Origin of the sequence: Burkholderia cepacia GG4, assembly GCF_000292915.1 — a bacterium.
Classification (GTDB): domain Bacteria; phylum Pseudomonadota; class Gammaproteobacteria; order Burkholderiales; family Burkholderiaceae; genus Burkholderia; species Burkholderia cepacia_D.
The window spans coordinates 1,030,491-1,054,533 of sequence record NC_018514.1 but is presented as its reverse complement, the minus strand read 5'-3'; the positions used below and the strand labels follow the sequence as shown (position 1 = coordinate 1,054,533).

Annotated in this window: 25 protein-coding genes; 12 read left to right on the top strand and 13 right to left on the bottom strand. The window is 68.5% G+C overall.

Annotated features, from left to right (window positions below):
- Window positions 1-244: 244 nt before the first annotated feature.
- Window positions 245-1,909, top strand: a complete 1,665-nt coding sequence (locus tag GEM_RS20585; protein WP_014899312.1) for an acid phosphatase — start codon at window positions 245-247, stop codon at window positions 1,907-1,909.
- Between the two features lie 89 nt (window positions 1,910-1,998).
- Here GEM_RS20585 and GEM_RS20580 read toward each other — a convergent pair whose 3' ends face one another.
- Window positions 1,999-3,495: an FAD-dependent oxidoreductase gene (locus GEM_RS20580; protein ID WP_014899311.1), complete on the bottom strand. Its 1,497-nt coding sequence runs from the start codon at window positions 3,493-3,495 to the stop codon at window positions 1,999-2,001.
- A gap of 277 nt (window positions 3,496-3,772) precedes the next feature.
- Window positions 3,773-4,219: a hypothetical protein gene (locus GEM_RS32310; RefSeq protein ID WP_272148444.1), complete on the bottom strand. Its 447-nt coding sequence runs from the start codon at window positions 4,217-4,219 to the stop codon at window positions 3,773-3,775.
- Window positions 4,220-4,435: 216 nt separating this feature from the next.
- Here GEM_RS32310 and GEM_RS20570 point away from each other — a divergent pair, with 216 nt between their 5' ends.
- The 5 genes from GEM_RS20570 (at window position 4,436) to GEM_RS20550 (ending at window position 8,389) form a co-directional block, all read left to right on the top strand.
- Window positions 4,436-4,852, top strand: a complete 417-nt coding sequence (locus GEM_RS20570) for a nuclear transport factor 2 family protein (protein ID WP_014899309.1) — start codon at window positions 4,436-4,438, stop codon at window positions 4,850-4,852.
- Between the two features lie 3 nt (window positions 4,853-4,855).
- Window positions 4,856-5,713: an SDR family NAD(P)-dependent oxidoreductase gene (locus tag GEM_RS20565; RefSeq protein WP_014899308.1), complete on the top strand. Its 858-nt coding sequence runs from the start codon at window positions 4,856-4,858 to the stop codon at window positions 5,711-5,713.
- A 40-nt stretch (window positions 5,714-5,753) separates the two neighbouring features.
- Complete coding sequence (locus tag GEM_RS20560; RefSeq protein ID WP_014899307.1) at window positions 5,754-6,512, top strand: SDR family oxidoreductase; 759 nt, start codon at window positions 5,754-5,756, stop codon at window positions 6,510-6,512.
- A gap of 37 nt (window positions 6,513-6,549) precedes the next feature.
- Window positions 6,550-7,386, top strand: coding sequence for an SDR family NAD(P)-dependent oxidoreductase (locus GEM_RS20555; protein ID WP_014899306.1), 837 nt, complete (start codon window positions 6,550-6,552; stop codon window positions 7,384-7,386).
- A gap of 97 nt (window positions 7,387-7,483) precedes the next feature.
- The gene (locus tag GEM_RS20550) at window positions 7,484-8,389 is read left to right on the top strand and encodes an NAD-dependent epimerase/dehydratase family protein (protein ID WP_014899305.1); all 906 of its coding nucleotides are present in this window, start codon (window positions 7,484-7,486) and stop codon (window positions 8,387-8,389) included.
- A 119-nt stretch (window positions 8,390-8,508) separates the two neighbouring features.
- Here the strand turns inward: GEM_RS20550 and GEM_RS20545 are convergent, their stop codons facing one another.
- The 5 genes from GEM_RS20545 to GEM_RS20525 all read right to left on the bottom strand — a co-directional run bounded on the left by GEM_RS20545 (window position 8,509) and on the right by GEM_RS20525 (window position 13,971).
- A complete protein-coding gene (locus GEM_RS20545) occupies window positions 8,509-10,374 on the bottom strand; it encodes a phosphoenolpyruvate carboxykinase (GTP) (RefSeq protein ID WP_014899304.1) in 1,866 nt (621 codons plus the stop codon).
- Window positions 10,375-10,899: 525 nt separating this feature from the next.
- Window positions 10,900-11,676 carry a glucose 1-dehydrogenase gene (locus tag GEM_RS20540; protein WP_014899303.1) on the bottom strand — a complete coding sequence of 259 codons (777 nt, stop codon included), beginning with the start codon at window positions 11,674-11,676 and terminating at the stop codon, window positions 10,900-10,902.
- A 114-nt stretch (window positions 11,677-11,790) separates the two neighbouring features.
- On the bottom strand, window positions 11,791-12,546 hold the full coding sequence (locus GEM_RS20535; RefSeq protein ID WP_014899302.1) for an SDR family NAD(P)-dependent oxidoreductase: 756 nt from the start codon (window positions 12,544-12,546) through the stop codon (window positions 11,791-11,793).
- 9 nt (window positions 12,547-12,555) lie between these two features.
- Window positions 12,556-13,422, bottom strand: a complete 867-nt coding sequence (locus GEM_RS20530; protein ID WP_014899301.1) for an SDR family NAD(P)-dependent oxidoreductase — start codon at window positions 13,420-13,422, stop codon at window positions 12,556-12,558.
- A 48-nt stretch (window positions 13,423-13,470) separates the two neighbouring features.
- Window positions 13,471-13,971, bottom strand: a complete 501-nt coding sequence (locus GEM_RS20525) for a nuclear transport factor 2 family protein (protein ID WP_014899300.1) — start codon at window positions 13,969-13,971, stop codon at window positions 13,471-13,473.
- Window positions 13,972-14,180: 209 nt separating this feature from the next.
- Here GEM_RS20525 and GEM_RS20520 point away from each other — a divergent pair, with 209 nt between their 5' ends.
- Both GEM_RS20520 and GEM_RS20515 read left to right on the top strand, forming a co-directional pair.
- A complete protein-coding gene (locus GEM_RS20520; RefSeq protein ID WP_014899299.1) occupies window positions 14,181-14,711 on the top strand; it encodes a nuclear transport factor 2 family protein in 531 nt (176 codons plus the stop codon).
- 51 nt (window positions 14,712-14,762) lie between these two features.
- Window positions 14,763-15,479, top strand: a complete 717-nt coding sequence (locus tag GEM_RS20515) for an EthD domain-containing protein (protein WP_014899298.1) — start codon at window positions 14,763-14,765, stop codon at window positions 15,477-15,479.
- A 78-nt stretch (window positions 15,480-15,557) separates the two neighbouring features.
- Here GEM_RS20515 and GEM_RS20510 read toward each other — a convergent pair whose 3' ends face one another.
- Window positions 15,558-17,141 (bottom strand): isocitrate lyase, encoded by a 1,584-nt coding sequence (locus GEM_RS20510; RefSeq protein WP_014899297.1) that lies wholly within the window; start codon window positions 17,139-17,141, stop codon window positions 15,558-15,560.
- 412 nt (window positions 17,142-17,553) lie between these two features.
- Between GEM_RS20510 and GEM_RS20505 the strand changes: the two genes are divergently transcribed.
- The 4 genes from GEM_RS20505 (at window position 17,554) to GEM_RS20490 (ending at window position 20,119) form a co-directional block, all read left to right on the top strand.
- Window positions 17,554-18,072, top strand: a complete 519-nt coding sequence (locus GEM_RS20505) for a YbaK/prolyl-tRNA synthetase associated domain-containing protein (protein WP_014899296.1) — start codon at window positions 17,554-17,556, stop codon at window positions 18,070-18,072.
- Window positions 18,072-18,710 (top strand): helix-turn-helix transcriptional regulator, encoded by a 639-nt coding sequence (locus tag GEM_RS20500; RefSeq protein WP_014899295.1) that lies wholly within the window; start codon window positions 18,072-18,074, stop codon window positions 18,708-18,710. Before GEM_RS20505 ends, GEM_RS20500 begins: the two co-directional genes overlap by 1 nt.
- Window positions 18,711-18,780: 70 nt before the next feature.
- Entirely contained in the window at window positions 18,781-19,755 is a 975-nt protein-coding gene (locus tag GEM_RS20495; RefSeq protein WP_014899294.1) for a threo-3-hydroxy-L-aspartate ammonia-lyase, read from the top strand.
- Between the two features lie 130 nt (window positions 19,756-19,885).
- Window positions 19,886-20,119 carry a hypothetical protein gene (locus tag GEM_RS20490; protein WP_014899293.1) on the top strand — a complete coding sequence of 78 codons (234 nt, stop codon included), beginning with the start codon at window positions 19,886-19,888 and terminating at the stop codon, window positions 20,117-20,119.
- 38 nt (window positions 20,120-20,157) lie between these two features.
- Here GEM_RS20490 and GEM_RS20485 read toward each other — a convergent pair whose 3' ends face one another.
- Genes GEM_RS20485 through GEM_RS20465 form a run of 5 tightly spaced genes read right to left on the bottom strand, consistent with a single transcriptional unit; the run spans window position 20,158 to window position 23,918 of the window.
- Window positions 20,158-20,982: an SDR family NAD(P)-dependent oxidoreductase gene (locus GEM_RS20485; RefSeq protein WP_014899292.1), complete on the bottom strand. Its 825-nt coding sequence runs from the start codon at window positions 20,980-20,982 to the stop codon at window positions 20,158-20,160.
- A 1-nt stretch (window position 20,983) separates the two neighbouring features.
- Entirely contained in the window at window positions 20,984-21,859 is an 876-nt protein-coding gene (locus GEM_RS20480) for an SDR family NAD(P)-dependent oxidoreductase (protein ID WP_014899291.1), read from the bottom strand.
- Between the two features lie 43 nt (window positions 21,860-21,902).
- A complete protein-coding gene (locus GEM_RS20475; protein ID WP_014899290.1) occupies window positions 21,903-22,895 on the bottom strand; it encodes an NADP-dependent oxidoreductase in 993 nt (330 codons plus the stop codon).
- A 56-nt stretch (window positions 22,896-22,951) separates the two neighbouring features.
- Window positions 22,952-23,584: a Dabb family protein gene (locus GEM_RS20470; protein ID WP_014899289.1), complete on the bottom strand. Its 633-nt coding sequence runs from the start codon at window positions 23,582-23,584 to the stop codon at window positions 22,952-22,954.
- Entirely contained in the window at window positions 23,574-23,918 is a 345-nt protein-coding gene (locus tag GEM_RS20465) for a hypothetical protein (RefSeq protein ID WP_014899288.1), read from the bottom strand. Before GEM_RS20465 ends, GEM_RS20470 begins: the two co-directional genes overlap by 11 nt.
- Window positions 23,919-24,043: the final 125 nt, after the last annotated feature.

The window sequence follows — 24,043 nt, the reverse complement described above, 5'->3', positions numbered from 1 at the left end:
TCGTCACGCGCCGCCCATGATTCAAGTCTAGTTCGCGCGCAGGCGTCGCGCATCGTCCGACAAATACCTTTCAACGATGCTGCCTGCCGCGTTATAGTCGCCTTCGTGACATTTTTGTGACAGCCGATCTTCCCCCGCCCGGGCGCGAGGCCGGCTGTTGCGTCCCGTCCAGTCCCGCGTCGCGGCAGGCTGTGCGACGCTGCCGCGCATCGAACGACCACCGCCCATTCGAGGAGCACACGACGTGAACGACACCCCCGATCGCCCCGACGACCTTCCCGCCGATCCTGACCGCCGCCGTGTGCTCGGCGGCCTCGCCGCGCTCGGCGCGGGCGTCGCGCTCAGCGGCTGCGAAACCACGCCGGGCAGCGCGCCGCGCGCCGCCGCCGACCTGCGGCTCGACGAAGCGTTGCGCCGGCAGGTGCGCCACATCGTCGTGATCTATGCGGAGAACCGCAGCTTCACGAACCTGTACGGCGACTTCCCGGGCGTGCGCTATCCGCTGAGCGAGGTGCGGCCCGAGCATGCGCAGCAGCTCGATCGCGACGGCAAGACGCCGCTGCCGACGCTGCCGAAGATCTGGGGCGGGCTCGTGCCGCAAGCGCAGGAAGTGGATGGCAAGCGCTACGCGATCGCCGAGCGCGACATCGACACGCTGCCGAACGCGCCGTTCCGGATCGCCGATGCGCAAGGCAAGCCGCTGCCGAACGGCGTGATCACGCGCGACCTGTGGCACCGCTTCTACCAGAACCAGATGCAGATCGCCGCGGGCCGCAACAACCAGTTCGCCGCGTGGGCCGACTCGGGCGGCCTCGTGATGGGCCATTACCGCAACTCCGCCGACACGCTGCGGCTGTGGAACCTCGCGCGGCAATACACGCTGTGCGACAACTTCTTCATGGCGGCCTTCGGTGGTTCGTGGCTCAACCACATGTTCCTGATTTCCGCGCAGCCGCCAATGTACCCGGACGCGCACAAGCATCCGCACGCGGCCAAGCTGCTGTCGAAGGTCGACGGCGACGATCCGGCCGGCACGCGGCTGACGCCCGCCGCCGATTCGCCGGCGTCCGCGCTCGAGGGTCCGCCGAAGTTCGCGGTCGACGGCCCGCTGACGCCCGACGGCTACGGCGTCAACACGATGGCGCCGCCGTACCAACCGAGCTACGTGCCGCCGCCCGACCCGGGCAACGCCGCGTATGCGGATCCAGCGGACCATCGCGTCATCCCGCCGCAAGGCTATGCGACGATCGGCGACCGCCTGTCGGAGAAAAACGTCGACTGGGCGTGGTACAGCGGCGCGTGGCAGTATGCGCTCGAGCACCGCGATACGGGCATGGTTCCCGATTTCCAGTACCACCACCAGCCGTTCAACTACTTCGTGAACTACGCGCCGGGCACCGAAGCGCGCCGCAAGCACCTGCGCGACGCGGGCCTCGGCGACGAGCCGTCGACCAACCACTTCATCGCCGACATCGACGCGGGCCGCCTGCCTGCCGTCGCGTTCTACAAGCCGCAGGGCAACCTGAACATGCACGCGGGTTATGCCGACGTCGAATCGGGCGATCGCCACATCGCGAACGTGATCGAGCACATCCGGCGCGGCCCGCAGTGGGCGAACACCGTGATCGTGATGACACACGACGAGAACGGCGGCTGGTGGGATCACGTCGCGCCGCCGGTCGGCGACCGCTGGGGCCCCGGCTCGCGGATTCCGGCACTCGTGATCGCGCCGTTCGCGAAGAAGGGCTACGTCGATCACACGCTGTACGACACCAACTCGATCCTGCGCTTCATCAGCCGCGTGCACGGGCTCGCGCCGCTCGACGGCGTCGCCGCGCGCGACAAGGCGTTCGCGTCGCGCGGCGCGACGCCGCCGGGTGACCTGACGAACGCGCTCGATCTCCGCTGACGACCGGCCGACCGGCACCCCGCTATAACGGCGCCGCCCCGGTGCAACGCAGTTGCCCGGGGCGGCGTCGTTATCCCGCCGGCGCTGCGCTATGCGGCGCTACGCAACGCGTCGCTCGCCGTATGGGCGGCGTGGCGGCCGGCCTGCCGGCCGAAGAACGTTGCGTCGGCCAGCGACAATCCCGAGCTGTACCCGGCGCCCCAGCGCGGCAGCCCGCAGGTCGTGCGGCCGGCCGCGTAGAGGCCCGGCACCGGCGCGCGCGCCGCGTCGAGCACCTGCCCGGTCGGCAGCGTATCGAGCCCGCCGAGCGTGAAATGCGGGTAGAACGCGTAGTCGATCCGGCAATCGAGCGCGACGAACGGCGGCTCGATCAGCGGCTTCAGCCACTTCTTCGCCTTGTGGAACAGCGGATCGGCGCCTTCGGCCGCATGACGGTTGTAGACGTCGACGGTCGCCGTCAGCGTGCCGGCCGGCATCCGCAGGTCGCGCTCGACTTCCTCCCACGTCTCGCCCGCCGCCGCGATGCCGATCCGCGCGATCGCGGGCGGCTCCTGGTAGGTCGCCTGGTCGACCAGCAGGTAGATCCGGTCGTCGGCCTGGTGGAACGCGTGATGGCCGGTACGGCCGTGATAGCCGTCCTCGTTGATGAAGCGCTGGCCGCGCGCGTTCACGAAGATCCCGTGGATCAGCGACTCGGGCGCGTAGAACGGCAGGCTGACGAAGCCCTGGTCCATGTGGATCGTCGCGCCGCCGGCGCTCTGGCCGAGCAGGATGCCCGAGCCGTCGTCGCCGGGGCTGCCGATCGGTTCGTCCGAACGCAGGAACTGCGGCGCGTGCCGGCGCACCATCTCGCGGTTCATCGCGAAACCGCCCGCGCACAGGATCACCGCGCGGCGCGCCCGCACGAATGCCGTCTCGCCGTAGGCGCGCAGCACGGCGCCGCGCACCGCGCCGGCATCGTCGACGATCAGCGCCAGTGCGCGCGTGTCGTAGCGCGTCGCGACGCCGAGCGCCTGCACGCGCTCGGCCAGCACGCGCATCAACAACTGCCCGCCGCCCCAGCCCGTCCATTGCGGCGTATGACCGCGCGGGCACGGCTTGGCGACCTCGCTGAACGGCCAGGCTTCCTCGCTGCCCGACCAGATCAGGCAGTCGTCGGTTTCCGGTTCCACGATCCGCTCGGCGATGAAGGTGTTCTTGTACGTGAGGCCCTGTGCGACGAGCCAGTCGTGGTGCGCGAGGCTCTCGTTCGCATAGAGGCGCACCTTCGCCTCGTCGGCGTCGCGGCCGCCCGCGAGCATCAGGTAGCGATACAGGTCCTCGGTGTCGTCGCTGAAGCCGGCCTGCCGCTGTGCGGGCGTGCCGCCGCTGCCGCCGAGATAGATCTCGCCGCCGGACAGCGCGCTCGTGCCGCCGTAGCTCGACGCGCGCTCGACGATCAGCGTGTCGGCGCCGGCGCTCGCGGCTTCGATCGCCGCGCATGCGCCGGACGCGCCGAAGCCGACGATCACGACATCATGTTCGGCGTCCCAGCGATGCACGTCGCGGACGTTCAGGGGGCGGGTCAAAGCGTATTCGGATGACATGGGCAATGGGTCGGCGTGAAGGGAATCGGTGAAAGGCGGCGGTCGCGGCGCAGCACCGCCCGGACCGTCGACCTTGCTGATACGGATGCGAGCGCGCGCGGCGCGCCTGCAAGCCGCGCGTCGTGGCGCGAGTACGAGGAGTCGAGCGACGTGACACCGGATCGGCAGCGCGATCCGGCCGACCTGCAGCGATTGCGCGACCGCCTGCGTGCAGGCCGTCCATACGCCGTCGCGCCACGCCGGTTTTCGGCAGGCACGGCGCGCGGCCGCGCCGGCGTCACATGCCGCGCATCGCGGCGAAACCGAAGTGCGCAGGATCGATCGGCACGCAACCGGTCGGCAGGCCGTTCGGGTCGACCGAGCGGCATTGCAGGATGCCGGCCGCATACGGTGGCGACGGGACCTGATCGGCTCCATATCGCGCCATTGCCATGGCCGCGAACGTGCCCATCGCCAATACGCACAGCTTGCGAGTCGTCAGTCTCATGATCGTCGTCCCCTCCGGTTGGCCGCTGTCGCGGTTCGCTTCCGGCGCACTGGCCACAGGCAGCGGCACCGGATGACTGCACGTTAGCCAGCGCCGGGCCGCCGGCCATCGTCCATTTCGACTAGGGGCAAACGCGATGCGGGCTGCGTGCGCCGTGCCGCGTTGCAGCATCGCTGCACCACCGGGTCGTCGCGCGAATCCGGAAAGCACCTGTCGCGGCCTGTTGCGATTGGCCATGCGATCGTCGGACGAATGGCGCCTACCCGCCGCTGCATCGCAGCATCGGACGATGCGCAGCCGTCGATCCCCGTGTTTTCCCCGATCCTTGCCCTGCTCCGTATGGATGATGAGGATCGATCGGTCCGATGCGAACCTGCGCGTCGACGTCGCAATGCCGCCGCGTCCGCACTCGCGACGCGGCCGACCCTTTCCGTTCCACCACGGGAGCACTGCATGACCGATTCGAATCCCCGCCACGCGCTGTACGAACTTGCGTGTCGCTACGCGCAAGCCGTCGACCGGCGCGACTGGCCGCGCCTCGCCACCCTCTTCACCGCCGACGCGCAACTCGACGGCCCCGGTTTCCGCTTCGACGACCGCGACGCGATCGTCGCCGGCATGAGCGTGATCGAGCGCTACGAGACGACCCAGCATCACGTGCACAACCAGCTCGTCACGCTCGACGGCGACGCGGCCGAGGTCGAGACCTACGGCGTCGCGTGCCACGTCTATGTGCGCGACGGCGTGAAGCGCAAGCTCGACTGGGGGCTGCGCTACCGCGACCGCTGCGTGTTCGACGGCGGCACGTGGCGCTTCGCCGCGCGCACGCTGCACGTCGACTGGTCGCAAGACCTGCCGCTGGAGGGCTGAACGATGCGACCGCCCCTTCCCCTCGCCGGCCGCACCGCGCTCGTCACCGGTGGCGCAGGCGGCATCGGCGCGGCCTGCGCGCACGCGCTCGTCGCCGATGGCGCGGCCGTGGTGCTGATGGGCCGCCGCCGCGACGCGCTCGAACGCACGCAGCGGCAGCTGACCGACGCGGTGCCCGGCAGCCGCGTCGCGATTCACGCCGGCGACGCCTGCGACGAAGCCGACCTGCAGGCCGCGCTGGACACCGCGTGGGCGCTCGACGGCCGTCTCGACATCGTCGTGCCGACGGTCGGCGGCGCCGGGTTCCGGCCGCTGCTGCTGCACGACGCCGACAGTTTCCGCGCGGAACTCGAGCTGAACCTGCACAGCGCGTTCGCCGCGATCCGTCATGCCGCGCCGCGGCTCGCCGACAGCGGCGGCGGCGCGATCGTCTGCATCTCGTCGACCGCCGCGCAGATCAATTTCCGCTGGCTGACCGCGTACTGCACCGCGAAGGCCGCGCTCGAAGCGCTCGTGCGCGGCGCGGCCGAGGAACTGGCCGGCGCGAGGATCCGCGTGAACGCGGTGCGCCCTGGCCTCACGCGCTCCGAAGCGACCGCGCCGATGTTCGACAACCGCGCGCTGGTCGACAGCTTTCTCGAACAGATCCCGCTCGGCACGCTCGGTGAACCCGAAGCGATCGCGCACGCGGTGCGCTATCTCGCTGGCCCGGAGTCGGGCTGGGTGACCGGCCAGAGCTTCGCGGTCGACGGCGGCCACGAGTTGCGCACCAACCCGCGCGTCGACGACACCATCGCGCAGATCTACGGCGCGGCCGCGCTCGACGCGGTCAAGGCCGGCCGTGCGCCGGGCGCCGCATGAGCACTCGCCTTCCTTCAACCTCAACGGAGATCGATCGAACATGAATCGAGTCGCAAACAAGGTCGCGCTGATCACCGGCGCGGCGAGTGGTGTCGGCCGCGCGGATGCGCTGCTGCTCGCCGCCGAAGGCGCCCGCGTGGTGCTCACCGACATCGATGAGGACGCGGGCCGCGCACTGGCGCGCGAGATCGGCGACACCGCGCTGTTCGTGCATCAGGACATCGCCGACGAAGACGGCTGGCGGCACGCGATCGCGTCGACGCTCGAGCGCTTCGGCCGCCTCGACGTGCTCGTCAACAACGCGGCGATCTGCCCGGTCGGCTCGATCGAGGACACGAGCCTCGACACGTGGCGGCGCGTGCTGCGCGTGAACGCGGACGGCTACTTTCTCGGCTGCAAGTACGCGATCGGAGCAATGAAGCACAACGACACGCCGGGCTCGATCGTGATGATGTCGTCGGTCGCCGCGCTGGGCGGGCTGCCGATGATGTGCGCATACACCGGCTCGAAAGGCGCGGTGACGGCGCTCGCACGCAGCGTCGCCGTGCACTGCAAGCGCAGCGGCTACCGGATCCGCTGCAACTCGATCCATCCGGACGGTATCTGGACGCCGATGACGCAGGCATTGATGCCCGGCCTCGATCCGGCCGAGCTCGGCATCGGCAACGATCCGATGGCGCGCATGTGCGATCCGCAGGACGTTGCGAATCTCGTGCTGTTCCTCGCATCCGACGAATCGCGCTTCGTGAACGGTGCGGAGCTGCGGATCGACAACGCACAACTCGTTGCGTCGCTGTGACGCGGCGCTGCACTTTCCTGTTCAAAGGAGTGAATCGATGATTTCATTCACCGGCAAGACCGTGCTGGTCACCGGCGGCGGCGCGGGCATCGGCCGCGCGTGCGCGGAAGCGTTCGGCGCGGCAGGCGCGCGCGTGGCCGTGGCCGAACTCGACCCCGCGCGCGCACTCGACGTGCGCCGGGCGCTCGAAGCCGCGGGCGTCGACGCGCTGGTCGGCACCGTCGACGTCACGCGCAGCGACGAGATCAACGCGTTCGCGCGGACGCTCGACGCGCGCTTCGGCGGCCTCGACGTGCTCGTCAACAACGTGGGCGATTTCCTGCAGATCGCGAAACCGTTCGACGACTACACCGACGACGACATCGCGCGACTGTTCGACGTGAACCTGCGCCAGGTGTTCATCGTCACGCGCGCGATGCTGCCGTTGCTGCGCAAGCGCGGCTCGGGCAGCAGCATCGTCGGCGTATCGTCGATCGAAGGCTTTCGCGCGATACCGAACTGCACCGTCTATGCATCGTTCAAGGCCGCGCTGACCGGCTTCACGAAAAGCCTCGCGCTCGAACTCGGGCCGGCCGGCATCCGCGTGAACCAGATCGCACCGGAGACCACCGAGACGCCGCAGGTGCCGGTCAGCGCGATGGTCGCTGCCGAGCATCGCGACCACATCCCGCGCTGGATTCCGCTCGGGCGCTTCGGCGCGGCCGGCGATATCGCAGGCGCCGCGCTGTTCCTCGCGAGCCCGCTCGCCGCGTGGGTCACCGGCACGACGCTGCACGTGGACGGCGGCGCGCTCGCGGCGGCCGGCTGGTATCGCGACCCGAACGGTTTCTGGACCAACATGCCGGTGGTCACCGGCAACGGCTTCAATTTCTGAGCAGCGTGCCGAACGGCAGCCGCGCCTCGGTGCGGCTTCGTCCGTTCGATCGTCGGTTCAATTCAAGCGGCGCAGCGGCGCCACCAGCGGAGACACCATGAAAATCCTGATCATCGGCGGTACCGGCCTCATCGGCGGCCATGCCGCATTGCATCTGCGCGCGCAAGGCAACGACGTGACGCTCGCCGCGCGCAAGTCGCCCGCGCCGGACAGCGCGCTCGCGCAATTCGACGTGCTGCTGCGCGACTACGTCGCCGGCAACTTCACGCGCGACGATCTCGCGCCGTTCGACGCGGTCGTGTTCGCGGCCGGCAACGACATTCGCCACCTGCCGCCCGGCACGGACGAGGCTGCGCACTGGGAGCGCGCGAACGTCGACGCGGTGCCGCGCTTCTTCGCACTCGCACGCGACGCGGGCGTGAAGCGCGCGGTGCTGGTCGGCAGTTTCTATCCGCAGGTCGCGCCGGCGCTCGTCGACACCGTGCCGTACGTGCGCTCGCGCCATCTCGCGGACGAACGCGTGCGCGCGCTCGCGTCGCCGTCGTTCGCGGTGTGCAGCGTGAATGCGCCGTTCGTGGTCGGCTCGGTGCCGGGGCTGCGCAACGAGATGTTCGCCGCGTACACGGGCTATGCGCAGGGCAAGCTCGCCGGGCTGCCAGTGTACGGGCCGGCCGGCGGCAGCAACTTCATCTCGACGCAATCACTGTCCGAAGCGATCTGGGGCGCGCTGCAGCGCGGCGAGTCCGGCAAGGCCTATCTCGTCGGCGACGAGAACCTGAGCTTCGCCGACTACTTCGCGGCGTTCTTCCGCGCGGCCGGCAATCCGCAGACGGTGCCGGCGCTCGACCAGGAGCATCCGCTGCTGCCGGACATCGCGATCTATACGGGGCGCGGCAACGTCGTGTCGTACGAACCCGATCCGGCCGATATCGCGCTGCTGCGCTACCGGCGCGGCGACGTGCAACGCGCGGTGAACGAAGTGGTCGCGCAGTGCGGCGCGTGAGCGCACGGCCGGCGCAGCATGCGCAACGCTGAAACGAAAATGTCCCGCCGCCGGCGCTGCACGCCGGCGGCGGGACATTCGTGTGCTCAGTCGCGACTTCGTTACGTCGATGCGACCCGTCAGCCGCCGATGCGCTGCTCGATCTTCTTCATCGTGTCGGTCATTTCGGCCGGCAGCCGCAGCTTCAGCGTATCGAACAGCGCCGCATGCAGCTTCAGCTCCTCGCGCCATTCGTCCGCGTTCATCGACGTGACCGCATCGAACTGTTCGCGCGTGAAGTCGAGCCCGTCCCAGTGCAGGTCGTCATAGGCCGGCGACACGCCGAACGCATGGTCGCCGCCGCCGCCGTTGCCCTCGAGGCGATCGAGCATCCACTTCAGCACGCGCATGTTCTCGCCGAAACCCGGCCACACGAACTTGCCGTTCGCGTCCTTGCGGAACCAGTTCACGCAGTAGATCTTCGGCAGCGTCGCGCCCGCGCCTTCGAGCTGCTTGCCGAGCTTCAGCCAGTGCGCGAAATAATCGCTCACGTTGTAGCCGCAGAACGGCAGCATCGCGAACGGGTCGCGGCGCACGATACCCTGCTGGCCGACCGCCGCGGCGGTCGTCTCCGAGCCCATCGTCGCGGCCATGTACACGCCTTCGACCCAGTCGCGCGCTTCGGTCACGAGCGGCACCGTCGTCGAGCGGCGGCCGCCGAAGATGAACGCGTCGATCGGCACGCCGGCCGGATCCTCCCAGTCCGCGTCTATCGACGGGCACTGCGACGCCGGCGCCGTGAAGCGCGAGTTCGGATGCGCGGCCTTGCGGCCGGTTTCCTTGCCGATCTCCGGCGTCCACGGGTTGCCCTGCCAGTCGGTCAGCTTCGCGGGCGGCGTGTCGGTCAGCCCTTCCCACCACACGTCGCCGTCTTCCGTCAGCGCGACGTTCGTGAAGATCACGTTCTCCTTCAGCGTCGCGATCGCGTTCGGGTTGGTCTTCACGCCGGTGCCCGGCGCGACGCCGAAGAAGCCGGCTTCCGGGTTGATCGCATACAGGCGGCCGTCGCGGCCCGGCTTCAGCCACGCAATGTCGTCGCCGATCGTCGTGACCTGCCAGCCGTCGAAGCCCTGCGGCGGAATCAGCATCGCGAAGTTGGTCTTGCCGCACGCGGACGGGAACGCCGCCGCGACGTGATACTTCTTGCCGGCCGGCGACGTCACGCCGAGGATCAGCATGTGTTCGGCGAGCCAGCCCTGGTCGCGGCCCATCGTCGACGCGATGCGCAGCGCGAAGCACTTCTTGCCGAGCAGCGCGTTGCCGCCGTAGCCGGAGCCGAAACTCCAGATTTCGCGCGTCTCGGGGAAATGCACGATGTACTTGACCGGGTTGCACGGCCACGGCACGTCCTGCTGGCCCGCTGCGAGCGGATGGCCGACGCTGTGCACGCACGGCACGAACTCGCCGTCCTCGCCGAGCACGTCGTACACGTCGCGGCCCATGCGCGTCATGATCCGCATGTTCACGGCCACGTACGGGCTGTCGGACAGCTCGACGCCGACGTGCGCGATCGGCGAGCCGAGCGGGCCCATCGAGAACGGCACGACGTACAGCGTGCGGCCGCGCATCGAACCGCGGAACAGGCCGTTGAGCGTCTCGCGCATTTCAGCGGGCTCGATCCAGTTGTTGGTCGGGCCGACGTCGTCGCGCGAGGCCGCGCAGATGAACGTGCGATCCTCGACGCGCGCGACGTCCGACGGATCGGATTGCGCGAGATACGAGTTCGGGCGCTTCGCCGGGTTCAGGCGCGTGAGCGTGCCCTGGTCGACCATCGCCTGGCACAGCGCGTCGTATTCTTCCTGCGAACCGTCACACCACACGACGCGCTCGGGCTCCGTGAGCGCCGCGATGCGCGACACCCAGTCGATCAGCTTGCGATGTTTGACGAACGCCGGCGGAGCGATCAGCGGGCCGTGTGTTGCTTCGGCCAAAGTGTTTTGCGACATGAGGATGTCTCCAGATTATTGGGCGGGGATGGGGGATGCGGGGCGAGCCCGCGAGATGGGGTATGCGATTGGAGCGCAGGGTGCGGCGGCGCGCAGGACGGGACGCGCGAGCGGAGCGCGCGTCGATGCCGCGATGCGTGCGAGAGAAGGTGAAGTCTCGTTAGAGGGTGCGAACGCGAGTTTCGCCATGCAAGCAACCTGCCATACAACTCCATTCCGGCCAGCATACCATCGCCGATATCGAGCGGGCGTTGCGTTGCAACAAGAAACAACTGTGACGGTGGGCCGGCACGCCGGTTGCCCGCGGGTCCGTTTCACGGCGCCAGCGCGTGCGCTTTGGGGACGAAACGGCCGGGATGTCCGCCCGGCAAGGGTTTCGCACGAGCGGCAATTTCAGCCTGCCGCTCGCGCGCGCTGCGAACGTGAGCGCGGGGCGCGCGAATTCACGTTTTCGATATTCAGGCAAACCCCGAATTAGGTTGCGTACACAAACATCTGCTCAAGCACGCAACACGCCCCCCCCGCTCAAAACGGCGCGCCCGGCAATCCGGGGTAATACGCGCCCGCCGCCATCCCGCCGTCGACGGAGAGCTCGGCGCCGTTGCAGTACGACGCTTCGTCGCTCGCGAGGAACAGCGTCGCGCGCGCGATTTCGTCGGGCAGGCCGACGCGCTGCAGCGGCACGTGCGTGTAGTGCTTGTTGACTTCGTCGAGCGGCGCGCCGGTCGGATTCGACATCGCGGTGTTCACGCCGCCCGGATGGATCGAATTCACGCGTACGCCCTGGTGGCCGAGTTCGAGCGCCGCGACCTTCGTCAGCCCGCGCACGCCCCATTTGCTCGACACGTAGGCGGCCAGCGCATTCACGCCGCGCAGCCCGTCGACCGACGAGATGTTGACGATCGACCCGCTCCGTTGCGCGATCATCCGCGGCGCGATCGTGTGGATGCCGACGAATGTGCCGACGAGATTGATCGACACCGCGCGCTCGAAATCGCGTTTCGACAACTCGGTGATCGCGCCGAACATCAGCACCGCCGCGTTGTTGACGAGCACGTCGATGCGGCCGAACTGCTCGACGGTCGCGTCGGCGACGCGCGCCCAGTTCGCTTCGTCGGCCACGTCGAGCCGCATGAAGCGCGCCGCGTCGCCGAGCTCGCGCGCGAGCGCTTCGCCTTCCGCATCGAGCACGTCGCCGATCACGACGCGCGCGCCCTCTTCGACGAACAGCCTGCACGTCGCCGCCCCCATCCCGCGCGCGCCGCCCGTGACGATCGCTACTTTTCCTTCCAGTCGACCCATGTCGTCCTCTCTTCGATGCTTTCCGATTCCGGTTTGCCGGCCGCGACGCGCTGAGTGCACGTGCATGCCGGCCCTCGATTGGCGATGCCGCGATGTGTTACGCCGCGCCCGCCGTTAGCCCCAATACGCCTGCCCGCCGTCGAGCGGCAGCGTCGCGCCTGTCAGGTACGCGGCGTCGCGGCTCGCGAGAAACACGATCGCGCGCCCGATGTCCTGCTCGCAGTCGCCGACGCGGCCGAGCGGAATCGTGCGGAAGAACGCGGCGGCTTCGTCCGGGTTCGCATCGACCCAGCCCTTCAGCCCCGGCGACAGCGCATGCGGCGCGACCGCGTTCACGCGGATGCCGTCGGCGCCCCATTCGCAGGCGGCCGCACGCGTGAGCGCGCGAATCGCTTCCTTGGTCGCCGCGTAGGCGCCATAACCGGATGTGTCCCAGCGCACCGCGGCCGACGACGCGAAATTGACGATCACGCCGTCGCCCTTCAGGTGCGGATGGCATGCGCGCATCATCCGCAGCGTCGCAATCGGACCCGATTCGAGGCCCGCGAAAAAGTCCGCGTCGCTCACGTCGAGCAGCCGGCCGAGCGGCACGACCTGCGCGTTGTTGATCAGGATCTGCACGCCGCGGAAGCGCTCGACGACGGCATCGACGCACCGCGCGATCTGCGCGGCGTCCATCACGTCGCATACGAACGGCTCCGCGACACCGCCGCGCGCGCGGATCGCTTCGCAGGTCGCGACCAGCTTGTCGCGCGTGCGGCCGACCACGGCGACCTGTGCGCCTTCGGACGCGAGCGCCTGCGCGACGCCTTGCCCGACGCCCTGCCCCGCGCCCGTCACGAGCGCAACCTTGCCTTCGAGAATGCCCATGTGTGCTCCTCAGGCGACGATCGCCGGATGGGCCTGCACGGGCCCGCCCAGCAATTCGCGATACGACGGCGGCTGCTTGCCGTCGAGATCCGCGATGCCGTACTGCAGCGCGGCTTCCGCGCCGACCAGCACCTGCCCCGACAGCGCCATGCGCTGCGGGTCCGCGTGGATCGCATGAATCACGCGACCGGTGAATTCCGGGCTCTCGGCGACGAGCGAGAATTCCTTGTACAGGTCCGGATGCTCGTCCCACACGCGCGTCGTGCGTTCGGTGCGCAGCGGCCCCATCCAGATCGACACGGCCGCGACGTCGAACGGCTTCAGGTCGACGGCCATGTCCTTCGCGAACTTGTCGACGCCGGACTTCTGCGCGCCGTACGCGGCACCGTGCATGTAGCAGCTCGCGCCGAACGACGACGTGAACGCGATCAGCCCGCTGCGACGCTTCGCCATCAGCGGCGCCGCGTGCCAGCTCGCGACGTAGGCCGAACGCAGCCCGACGTCGAGAATGTTCACGAGGTCGAGCGACTTCTCCCAGAACGGGCCCGGCAGGATCAGCTGGTCGTGCAGGTAAGTCGCGTTGTTGACGAGGATGTCGAGCCGGCCGCTGTCGCGCTCGACGCGCTCGAACAGCGCCTTCACCTGCGCGTCGTCCGCGTGGTCGCACGCGACCGCGATCCCGCGGCCGCCGAGCGCGTCGATCCCGCGCGCAGTCTCGTGAATCGTGCCGGGCAGCGGCGCGTCGCCGTCGTTCTGCGAACGGCCCGTCACGTAGACGGTCATGCCGGCCGCGCCGAGCGCGCGCGCGATGCCCTTGCCCGCGCCGCGCGACGCGCCCGTCACGACGGCAACCGGCGCCTCGTGGTTCTGTGTCATGTTCGATGTCTCCTGGGGAAGGTTCTCAACCGGCGTGGCTGGTGTGCGTCACGCGGCCGGCGGCTGCGCGCCGGCGAACAGCACGCCCGGCGCTTCGCCGTCGTAACGGGCGGACAGCGTCGACGTGACGACGCAGCGCGTGGCCGCGATCTTCCATTCGCCGTCGACCTTCCGGTATTCGTCGTCATAGGTCGCGCCGAGCTGCGTGAGCGTGCGCGCATTGGTGTCGAGCATCTGGTAATGCAGGCCCCACGTGCCGCGCGCATGCGTGTCGTCGAGCACAGTGATGTCGGGATTCACGCCGTGGTGCATCTCGACGATGTGCGGATGGCAGCCGAGCCGCTCGAACACGTCGACAAGCGCGTCGCGATGGTCGAACGTGCCGATCCGGCCGTAGTCGATGTGCACGGTGCCGGGTGCGAAGCAGTCGCGCATCCCTTGCGGGTCCTTCCGGTCGCAGCACGTGAAATAGCGCGCCTTCAGGCGGCGGATCGCGTCGGCGTCCTCGAGCCTGCGCACGCGCACTTCCATTCGTTCGATCGGGGTCATGCCGTCTCCTTGGTCTCGTGTGCGCGGATCGAAGCCGCGTCGACGCCACGTTACAGGCGCACGAGATGCCGGCCATCACCTGTTTGGATGAACCCGATGGTCCGTATCGGCAGGGGTGAACGCAGCCGTCGCGGCGTTCGTCCGATCAGACGATGTCACGCGGGCGGCTTCGTTCCTACCATCGAACGACACCACCACGAGATACGGCGATGGACGAGACGACCCGCACGCTCTACGAATACGAGCAGATCCGCCAGCTGAAGTACCGGTATTTCCGCGCGATCGACACGCACGACTGGTCGCTGCTCGAACAATGTCTGACCGAGGACTGCGAAGTGCGGCTGCAAGGCGGACGCTATGCGTACGACGGCCGCGACGCGTTCGTGTCAAGCCTGCGCGCGCTGATCGGCAAGCCGACCTTCCTGACGATGCATCACGGCCATCACCCCGAGCTCACGCTGGTGTCCGCCGATCACGCGTGCGGCGTGTGGTTTCTCGAGGATCACGCGATCAATCTCGAGGACAACTACCTGGTGCACGGCACCGCGTTCTACGACGACCAGTACGTGAAGCGCGACGGCGTGTGGCGCATTCACGCGACACGTCACGAGCGCCTGTTCGAAACCGTCACGTCGCCGATTCCGCCGTCGTTCACGCTGACCGCGAACCGCTTCGCACCGGGCGCACACGACGCGGCCGCTTCGGTCGAGGCGACCGATCCGGCCATCAACGCTTCCTGAAACCCGGCGGCAATGCCGCCGATCCCGTCATTTCCCCCTGGAGCCGGAGCAATGGAAAAAGTCATTTACGTGTTGTGGCGCGATGCGCAGGCCGCACCCGAGCCGTGGAGCCGCAGCGTGCGCGCGCAGCTTGCCGACAAGCTGCTGTCGCTCGGCGCGCACGGCGTGCAGGTGAACGTCGCCGACGCCGATGTCGCGCCGGCCGCCGGCCTGAAGCAGACCAACACGCACCCGGGCATCGACGGAATCGTCGCGGTGTGGGTCGACAGCGCGAACCCGATGTTCCGTCAGCCGTTCGACGACGCGGTGCGCGCGGTCGTCCCGCACATGGCCGCGTATCTCGTCACCGAGTCGCAGCCGATTCCGAACACGCGTTTTCCGGCGCGAGCCGGCGAGCGCACGAGCGGCTTCTCGCAGCTCGCGTTCCTGAAGCGCCCGCCGCGCCTCTCACACGAAGCATGGCTCGACGTGTGGCACGGACATCACACACGCGTCGCGATCGATACGCAGGACAATTTCCTGTACGTGCAGAACGTGGTCGTGCGCGCGCTCACGCATGCTGCGCCCGGCTATGACGCAATCGTCGAGGAATGCTTCCCGGCCGCGGCGATGACCGATCCGTACGCGTTCTTCGATGCGGTCGGCGACGAAGAGAAGTTCCAGCGCAACGTGGCCGAGATGATGGACAGCTGCGGACGCTTCATCGATTTCGACAAGATCGACGTGGTGCCGACGAGCCAGTACGTCGTGAAGGCGGTGCGTGGCTGACGCGCGGCGATCGCGCGGATGAAAAAAAACGCCAACCCGTGATGACGGGTTGGCGTTCTGCTTCGATTACGACGGCGCTCAGAACTGGTTCATCGTGTTGTCCTTGCCCGCCGCCTTCAGTGCTGCTTCGCCGCTGAAGTATTCCTTGTGGTCGTCGCCGATATCCGAGCCGGACATGTTCTGGTGCTTGACGCACGCGATGCCCTGACGGATTTCCTTGCGCTGCACGCCGGCCACGTAACCGAGCATGCCCTGGTCGCCGAAGTATTCCTTCGCGAGGTTGTCGGTCGACAGGGCGGCCGTGTGGTACGTCGGCAGCGTGATCAGGTGGTGGAAGATGCCTGCTTCACGCGACGCATCGGCCTGGAACGTGCGGATCTTCTCGTCGGCGAGCTTGGCGAGTTCGGTCTCGTCGTACTCGACGCTCATCAGCTGCGCACGGTCGTATGCCGACACGTCCTTGCCCGCGGCCTTCATCGTGTCAAACGCCTGCTGACGGAAGTTCAGCGTCCAGTTGAACGACGGGCTGTTGTTGTACACCAGCTTCGCGTTCGGGATGACCTTGCGGATTTCGCTGACCATGCCGCCGATCTGCGCGATGTGCGGCTTTTCGGTTTCGATCCACAGCAAGTCGGCGCCGTTCTGCAGCGACGTGATGCAATCGAGCACGCAACGTGCTTCGCCCGTGCCGGCGCGGAACTGGAACAGGTTGCTCGGCAGGCGCTTCGGACGCAGCAGCTTGCCGTCGCGCTTGATGATGACGTCGCCGTTGCCCAGCTGGTCGGCCGACAGCTCTTCGCAGTCGAGGAACGCATTGTATTGGTCGCCCAGGTCGCCCGGCGCGTTGGTCACGGCGATCTGCTTGGTCAGGCCGGCGCCGAGCGAGTCGGTACGGGCGACGATGATGCCGTCGTCCACGCCCAGCTCCAGGAACGCGTAGCGGATCGCGCGGATCTTCGCGAGGAAGTCCTCGTGCGGCACGGTGACCTTGCCGTCCTGGTGGCCGCACTGCTTCTCGTCGGACACCTGGTTCTCGATCTGGATGCAGCAGGCGCCTGCCTCGATGAACTGCTTGGCCAGCAGGTAGGTTGCTTCGGCGTTGCCGAAACCGGCGTCGATGTCGGCGATGATCGGCACGACGTGCGTGACGTGGTTGTCGATCTTTTCCTGGATCGCAGCCTTCGCAGCGGCGTCCTTGGCCGTATCGAGCTCGCGGAACAGGCCGCCGAGTTCACGGGCGTCGGCCTGGCGCAGGAACGTGTACAGCTCGCGGATCAGCGCGCTGACCGAGGTCTTTTCGTGCATCGACTGGTCCGGCAGCGGGCCGAACTCCGAGCGCAGCGCGGCGACCATCCAGCCCGACAGGTACAGGTAGCGGCGCTCGGTGCTGTTGAAGTGCTTCTTGATGGAGATCATCTTCTGCTGGCCGATGAAGCCGTGCCAGCAACCCAGCGACTGCGTGTACTTGGCCGGGTCGGCATCGTACGCGGCCATGTCGGCGCGCATGATCTTCGCGGTGTACTTCGCGATGTCGAGGCCCGTCTTGAACTTGTTCTGGGCACGCATGCGGGCGGCATACTCGGGGCTGATGGCATTCCACGCGCTGCCGTGGTTTTCCTTCAAGCCAGCCACTGCCTTGATGTCGTCTTGATATTGGGACATGTCAATCTCCTGGGAACGAAGCGCATTTGAGTAAAGGGTTCAGCGTGCCCGCTCCGTGTGACGAAGCGAACTGCATGGACTCAATAGTAACGCCGCGCGACGTGCCGCCGACCAACTCTTATATAAGACATAAGATATAAATTTTCCTTGTTTTTCAATGGGATAGAAACGCGTTTTTGCGATGCAAAACAGGTTTTCAAGCGGCGGGAAGGCGACGCGGCGGGAATTCGATGCGCATTTCGCGATATGAAACGTCCTTTCGGCTGTTGGTGGGAGGACAGGCACGACAATCCATGCTTCGGCCTTTTGCCATCCGCATGACAAAACGTCTATACTTGGACAATATATCGACAGCGAGCCGACACGCTCGCTCCGCGCGCACCACGATGCGCCCCCTCCTGCCCGGAACGACATGAGCGACTACCCCGTTTTCGACGCGCTGTGCGACCTGCTGAATACCTCCGGCGCGCGGTTCCGCGTGCTGGATCACCCGGCCGAAGGCAAATCCGACGTGATCGCCGCGATTCGCGGCACCCGCCCCGAACAGGGCGCGAAGGCGATGCTCTGCACGTTCAAGGACGGCGGCGACGCCACCGCGCTCGCGGTGATCCCCGGCCACCTGAAGATCGATTTCCGCAAGGTCGCCGACGCGGTCGGCCGCCGCAAGGCGACGCTCGCGCCGCCCGAGCTCGCAGCCACGGTCACGCGCTGCGTGATGGGCGCCGTGCCGCCGTTCGTGTTCGACGCGAACGTGACGCTCGTCGTCGATCCCGCGCTGGTCGAACGCAACGACGAAATCGCGTTCAACGCGGGCCGCCTCGACCGCTCGGTCGTGCTCGACGCGTCCGACTATGTGCGGATCGCCCGGCCGCTGCTGGCCGACATCACGCGGCCGGAAACGACCGACGCCCCTGCGCTCGAGGCCAACTGATGACCCCGCCCCGCCAAACACTCCAGTCGGAACAGGCGTCGCTGATCGAGCAGGTGCAGCGCATCGCCGAAGGGCTCGGCGCGATGTTCGCGCCGTTCACCGAGGTCGTCGTGCACGACCTGCGCACGCCGGAGCACGCGATCCTCTCGATCCACAACAATCTGTCCGGCCGCGCGGTCGGCGATCCGGCAACCGAGCTCGGGCTCGCCCGCATCGCGGACGACGACTTCCCGCAGGTGCTCGCCAACTACGCGAACCGCTTCGCCGACGGCCGCACCGCAAAAAGCACGTCGATCGGCATCAAGGATTCGGCCGGCCGCTATGTGGCCGCGCTGTGCCTGAACGCGGACGTCACGCTGTTCCGCGGCTTCCAGGGGATGCTGAACCAGTTCTGCAGCACGGAAGGCGAACCGGTCGCCGAAACGCTCGATCCAGCCGGCGCGGACGCGATCCGGCAACGCATCGATGCGTTCGCGACGCGCCTCGCGACCACGCCGCGCGAGCTGAAGACCGACCAGCGCCGCGAGCTGATGCAGGCGCTGAAGGCCGACGGTTTCCTCGAGGTGCGCCGCGCGATGGAAATCGTGTCGCAGCACCTCGGCGTATCGCGCGCCACCGTATACAACGATGCGAAATGATGCGTGATGCGGACGCGTGCCCGTGGCGCGCCCCGCCTCCCTGTTGACTGACCCTTCCGACGAGCGACTCATGAACACTCCGACCCTCCCCACCTACGACGACGTCGCGGCCGCCGCGACCCGGCTTGAAGGCCACGCGCACCGCACGCCCGTGATGACGTCGCGGACGATCGACGCAGCGTTCGGCGCGCAGGTGTTCTTCAAGTGCGAGAACCTGCAGCGCATGGGTGCGTTCAAGTTCCGCGGCGCGTTCAACGCGCTGTCGCGCTTCGACGCGACGCAGCGCCGCCACGGCGTCGTCGCGTTCTCGTCCGGCAACCATGCGCAGGCGATCGCACTGTCGGCGCGCATCCTCGACATTCCGGCGACGATCGTGATGCCGCAGGATGCGCCGGCCGCGAAGATGGCCGCGACGCGCGGCTACGGCGGCAACGTCGTGACCTACGACCGCTATACCGAGGACCGCGAGCAGATCGGCCGCGACCTCGCTGACCAGCACGGGCTCACGCTGATCCCGCCGTACGATCACGCGGACGTGATCGCGGGCCAGGGCACGGCGGCAAAGGAACTGTTCGACGAAGTCGGGCCGCTCGACGCGGTGTTCACGCCGCTCGGCGGCGGCGGCCTGCTGTCGGGCACGGCACTCGCGACGCGCGCGCTGTCGCCGCACGCGAAGCTGTACGGCGTCGAACCGGAAGCCGGCAACGACGGCCAGCAATCGTTCCGGTCCGGGTCGATCGTCCACATCGATACGCCGCGCACGATCGCCGACGGCGCGCAGACGCAGCACCTCGGCAACCTGACGTTCCCGATCCTGCGGCGCGACGTCGACGACATCCTGACCGCGACCGACGCGGAACTGGTCGACTGCATGCGGTTCTTCGCGACCCGTATGAAGATTGTCGTCGAGCCGACCGGCTGCCTGTCGTTCGCGGCCGCGCGCCGGATGAAGGACGCGTTGAAGGGCAAGCGTGTCGGCATCGTGATCAGCGGCGGCAACGTCGACCTCGAGAATTTCTGCGCGCTGGTATCAGCCCCGGCATGACCGTCGCGCTGCGCGGGTGACGGCATGAACCACCCGTCATCCGCACACGGCGACGCCTTCACGCCGCGTTAAGTTTCGCGCCCTAGACTGATTAGGTTGTCCCGTAGTCAGTCGTGAAGAAGGAGTCGCCATGAACACGCACGCGATCGTCGCCGCCGCCCTCGCGGCAGCATCCCTTTCGGCGTTCGCTCAACCGGGCGTTACGTCAGCCGGTTTTCCCGCCGCACCGCCGCGCGACCATGTCGCGCAGGCTCCTCACCATGCGCCTGCCGGCTTCGTGCTCGCGAAGATCGATCAGAACAATACGCCGCCCGATCGCGGCGGCGACCCGAGCGGCCGCACGCACGGCGGCACGCATATGTGACCTGGCGTGAGCCGGCCGTGTCGGTCGGCCGGCCCGCGTCACAATGACGGCAGCGACGGATCGCGCGCGGCGAGGATGTCCGCGGTGCGCCGCTGCAGCGCGCCGTCGAGCGTCTCCGGCTGCGGAATCAGCCAGTAGCGCCCGTCGCGGATGCCGTCGAACACCCGCGCAGCGAATGCGTCGGGCGTGAGTCCGTGCGCGTTCAGCATTGCGCGCATCGTATCGACGAAGCCCTGCACCTCGGGCCGGTCGTGCGCAGCGCCGAACGGGTCGTTGAAAATGCCCGACTGCACGGGGCCCGGCGCAAGCAGCGACACGCCGACCGGCGCACCGAGCATTTTCAGCTCGCCGTACAGCGATTCGGTCAGCGCGACCACCGCGAATTTCGTCGCCGAGTACGGCGACATCAGCGGGCTCGGCAGGAACCCGCCGACCGACGCGGTATTGACGATGCGCGCCGGCAGGTTGCGTGCGAGCATCCGCGGTACGAAGCTGCGGATCCCGTTCAGTACGCCATGCACGTTGATCGCGAAACTGCGCTCGAACCGTTCCGGCGTGATTTCCCAACTGAAGCCGGTCGCCATCACCCCCGCGTTGTTGAACAGCAGGTCGACGCCGCCGAAGCGTTGCCATGCGGCGTCGGCCAGCGCGTCGACGGCTTCCGGACGGCTGACGTCGGTCGGCACGCACAGCACGTCAGTGTCGAGCGTCGCGGCGAACGCGTCGAGCTTTGCCGGGTCGAGGTCGGCCAGCACGACACGCATGCCGAGCGCGGCCGCGTGGCGCGCAAGCCCGCTACCGATGCCGCTGGCCGCGCCGGTAATCACGGCGGTGCCGCCGTCGAAGCGAATCGAATGCGTCATGTCAGTGTCCTGTCGGGTCGATGTGGGGATGCGCATACGCGGGAATCGCGGGCGGCGGCAACGGCGTGCGGCCGTCGAGCGAGCGCACCGCGAGCCCCTGCGACAGCGGGAAATGCAGGCTGTGCGTGACGAGGCCGGTGCGCTCGCGTGCCGGCAGGCTGCACAGCGCGAGCGCGGTTTCCGCGAGATACGCGACGTCCTCGGTCGGATAGCCTTCGGGGATGTAGCGGGCCGCGCCCGGCGTGCGGATCGCGGTGCTCGGCGCGACCAGGTTCACCGCGATGCCGTCGGCTTCGAGTTCGGCCGCGAGCCCTTGGGTGAAGCGCGACAAAGCGGCCTTGACCGCCGCGTAGACGGTCGCACCGCCCGCGCGCGAGAAATCGTCGAACGGCCGCAGCGGTGCGAGCGCGGTGACCGACCCGACGTTGACGATCCAGCCGGCGCCGCGCGCGCGCATCAGCGGAATCGCGGCCTGGGTCAGTGCGAACGGAATGCGCAGATAGTGCTCGATCGTCGTGTCGAACATCGCCATCGGCATCGCGTCGACGCATGCGTAATCGGCCACGCCCGCGTTGTTCACGAGGATGTCGAGGCCGCCGGCCGCCTGGGCCGCGCGCGCGACGAGCGCATCGCGCTCGGCAGGGTTCGACAGGTCGGCCGCCAGTGCGATCGCGCGGCCGCCGGCCTGTTCGATCAGCGCGACGGTTTCGGCGAGCGTGCCGGCGGTCGTCGCCGATTGCGTGAGGCTGCGCGCCGTCACGACGACGGTCGCGCCTTCGGACGCGAGGCGCTGCGCGATCGCGCGGCCGATGCCGCGGCTCGCGCCCGTCACGAGCGCGCATTTGCCCGCGAGCGTCGCGGTTCGGGTGTCGGTCATGATGTCTCCGGTGAGTGATGGGGTCGGTGCAGTTCGTGCGGCTTCAACCCGCGATATCCGCAACGTGCAGCACGAACTTGGTTTTCGCGTCGCCCGTTTGAACGAGGTCGAGTGCGCGCGCCGCCTGTTCGAGCGGGAAACTGTCGAAGCGCGGCACGCGCAACGCGCGCCGGCCGAGCCGTTCGGCGATCGATGCGAGCGTGGCGCCGCTCGGCATCCGGCTGTAGGTCATCGCGGTGCGCAGGCCGCGCCGCGCGGCTTCGGCCGCCGTCGAGGCCAGCCGCTCCGCCTCGCCGGCCGCGAGCGTCATGACGTTCACGAGCGTGCCGCCCGGTGCGAGCAGGTCGAGGGCGGCGGGCAGCGTGTCGCCGCCGACCGCGTCGAGCACGACGTCGACGCCGCCGGGCGCCCACGCCCGCACGGCCGCCGCGATGTCCTGCGCGCGATAGTCGATGCTCGCCGCCGCGCCGAGCGATTCGACGGTCGCGCGGTTGCGGGCCGAGCAGGTCGCCGCGACGCGCGCGCCGGCCTGTGCGGCAAGCTGGATCGCGAACGTGCCGACCGCGCCCGCGCCGCCATGCACGAGTACGGTCTGCCCCGCACGCAGCCCGCCGTCGTCGAACAGGCCGGCCCACGCGGCCAGCGCGGGCGTCGGCGTGGCCGCCGCTTCCGCGAAGCCGACCGCGTCGGGCAGGCGCACGACCGAGTCGTGGCGCACCGCGACGTATTCCGCATACGCGCCCCAGCGCCCCGCACCGACGTCGGTCTGCGCAAACACGCGCATCCCGGGCGCGAAGCCTTCGACGCCGTCGCCGACCGCCTCGACCACACCGGCCGCGTCGAAGCCGATCACGAACGGAAACGTGATCTGCATGAACGCGCCGAGATAGCCTTCGCGGCATTTCCAGTCGGCGGGATTGACGCCCGCGTATGCAACGCGGATCAGCACGTCGCCGTGGCCCGGCTTCGGGGCGGGAACGTCGGCCAGTCGCAGTGCGTCGGAATGCCCGACGCGGTCGATCAGCAGGGCTCGCATGATGATGTCTCCAGTGTTGTCGTTTGCATTGCGGCGGATTGCATGCGCGCCGCGTGTCACGCCGCCGTGTCGGCCAGCAGGCTCGACGCGAGCGGACAGAACGCGTGCGAGATCGCATCCACCGTCCAGTCGGGGCTTTCGGCGTCGAACCGGCGGTCGACCCAGCCCCAGTGATACGGATGCAGCAGGTATTCGCCGAGCAGATCGTCGACGCGCGCGAATTCCTGTTGCCATACGTGGGTCCACGCGCCCGGCGTCGCGATCCGGCTCAGCCGCCAGTTGCGGATGCCGGGCATGAACGCCGGCATGCGCAGCAACTCGCGCTCGAGGTCGCGCACCTGAGCCTCGTTGGCCGCCGGCCGTACGCGCAGCATCAGCGTGCGCCATACGCCGTCGCGCAGCGCCGGTTCGCGCAGGCCGCCGCCGATCGCGCGGCACGCGGCGCCGTCGATCCGCACGACGCCAGGCAGGCGGGCCAGCATGTTGAAATCCGTCTCGTCATCGGTCGCGCGTTCGTCGCGCAGCACGTCGAGCGTGTAGTCGCCCGCGCCCCAGCAACCGTCCAGATTGCGCGCGAGCGCGACGCGGGTCGCGCCGGGCAGCGTGTGTGCGGCGTCGCGCAATGCACGTTCGATCGCACCGGCATCGGCGCTAGCCGAAACGAATACCTGGGCCGTGTCATGCCGCATGGTCGACCTCCGTCAGCGCGGGCAGCGGCGCGTCGGCATCCGTCATCACGTGGCGGCGACGGGCGTCGCACAGCGCGTCGACGGCCATCCAGAACGCGACGACGTCGCCATCGGTCAGCGCGCGCATCCGGTAGTACGACGGCGCATCGGCGACCTGCCACGTCAGCCACAGCGTGCTCGGCTGCCCCGGCACCGCGATGGGCGGCGACACCCAGCGGCCGGCGGCCGTCAGTCCGCGCGCCGCGTGGCCCGGCAAATAGCGGTCGCGCAGCAGTGCCAGCACGTCGGGAATGCGCTCGGGCGCGAGGGTGATTTCATCTACGATCTGGATCATGCGCGGGTCGTCCCGGAGGGTTCGTGGCGGAATGCAACGCCGGCCGCCTACGCCGTTCCGGCGAGGCCGAAAGCGGCCGGCGTGGATAGCATTCTTGCGTGGCGGTGCCCGGCGAACCCCTATCG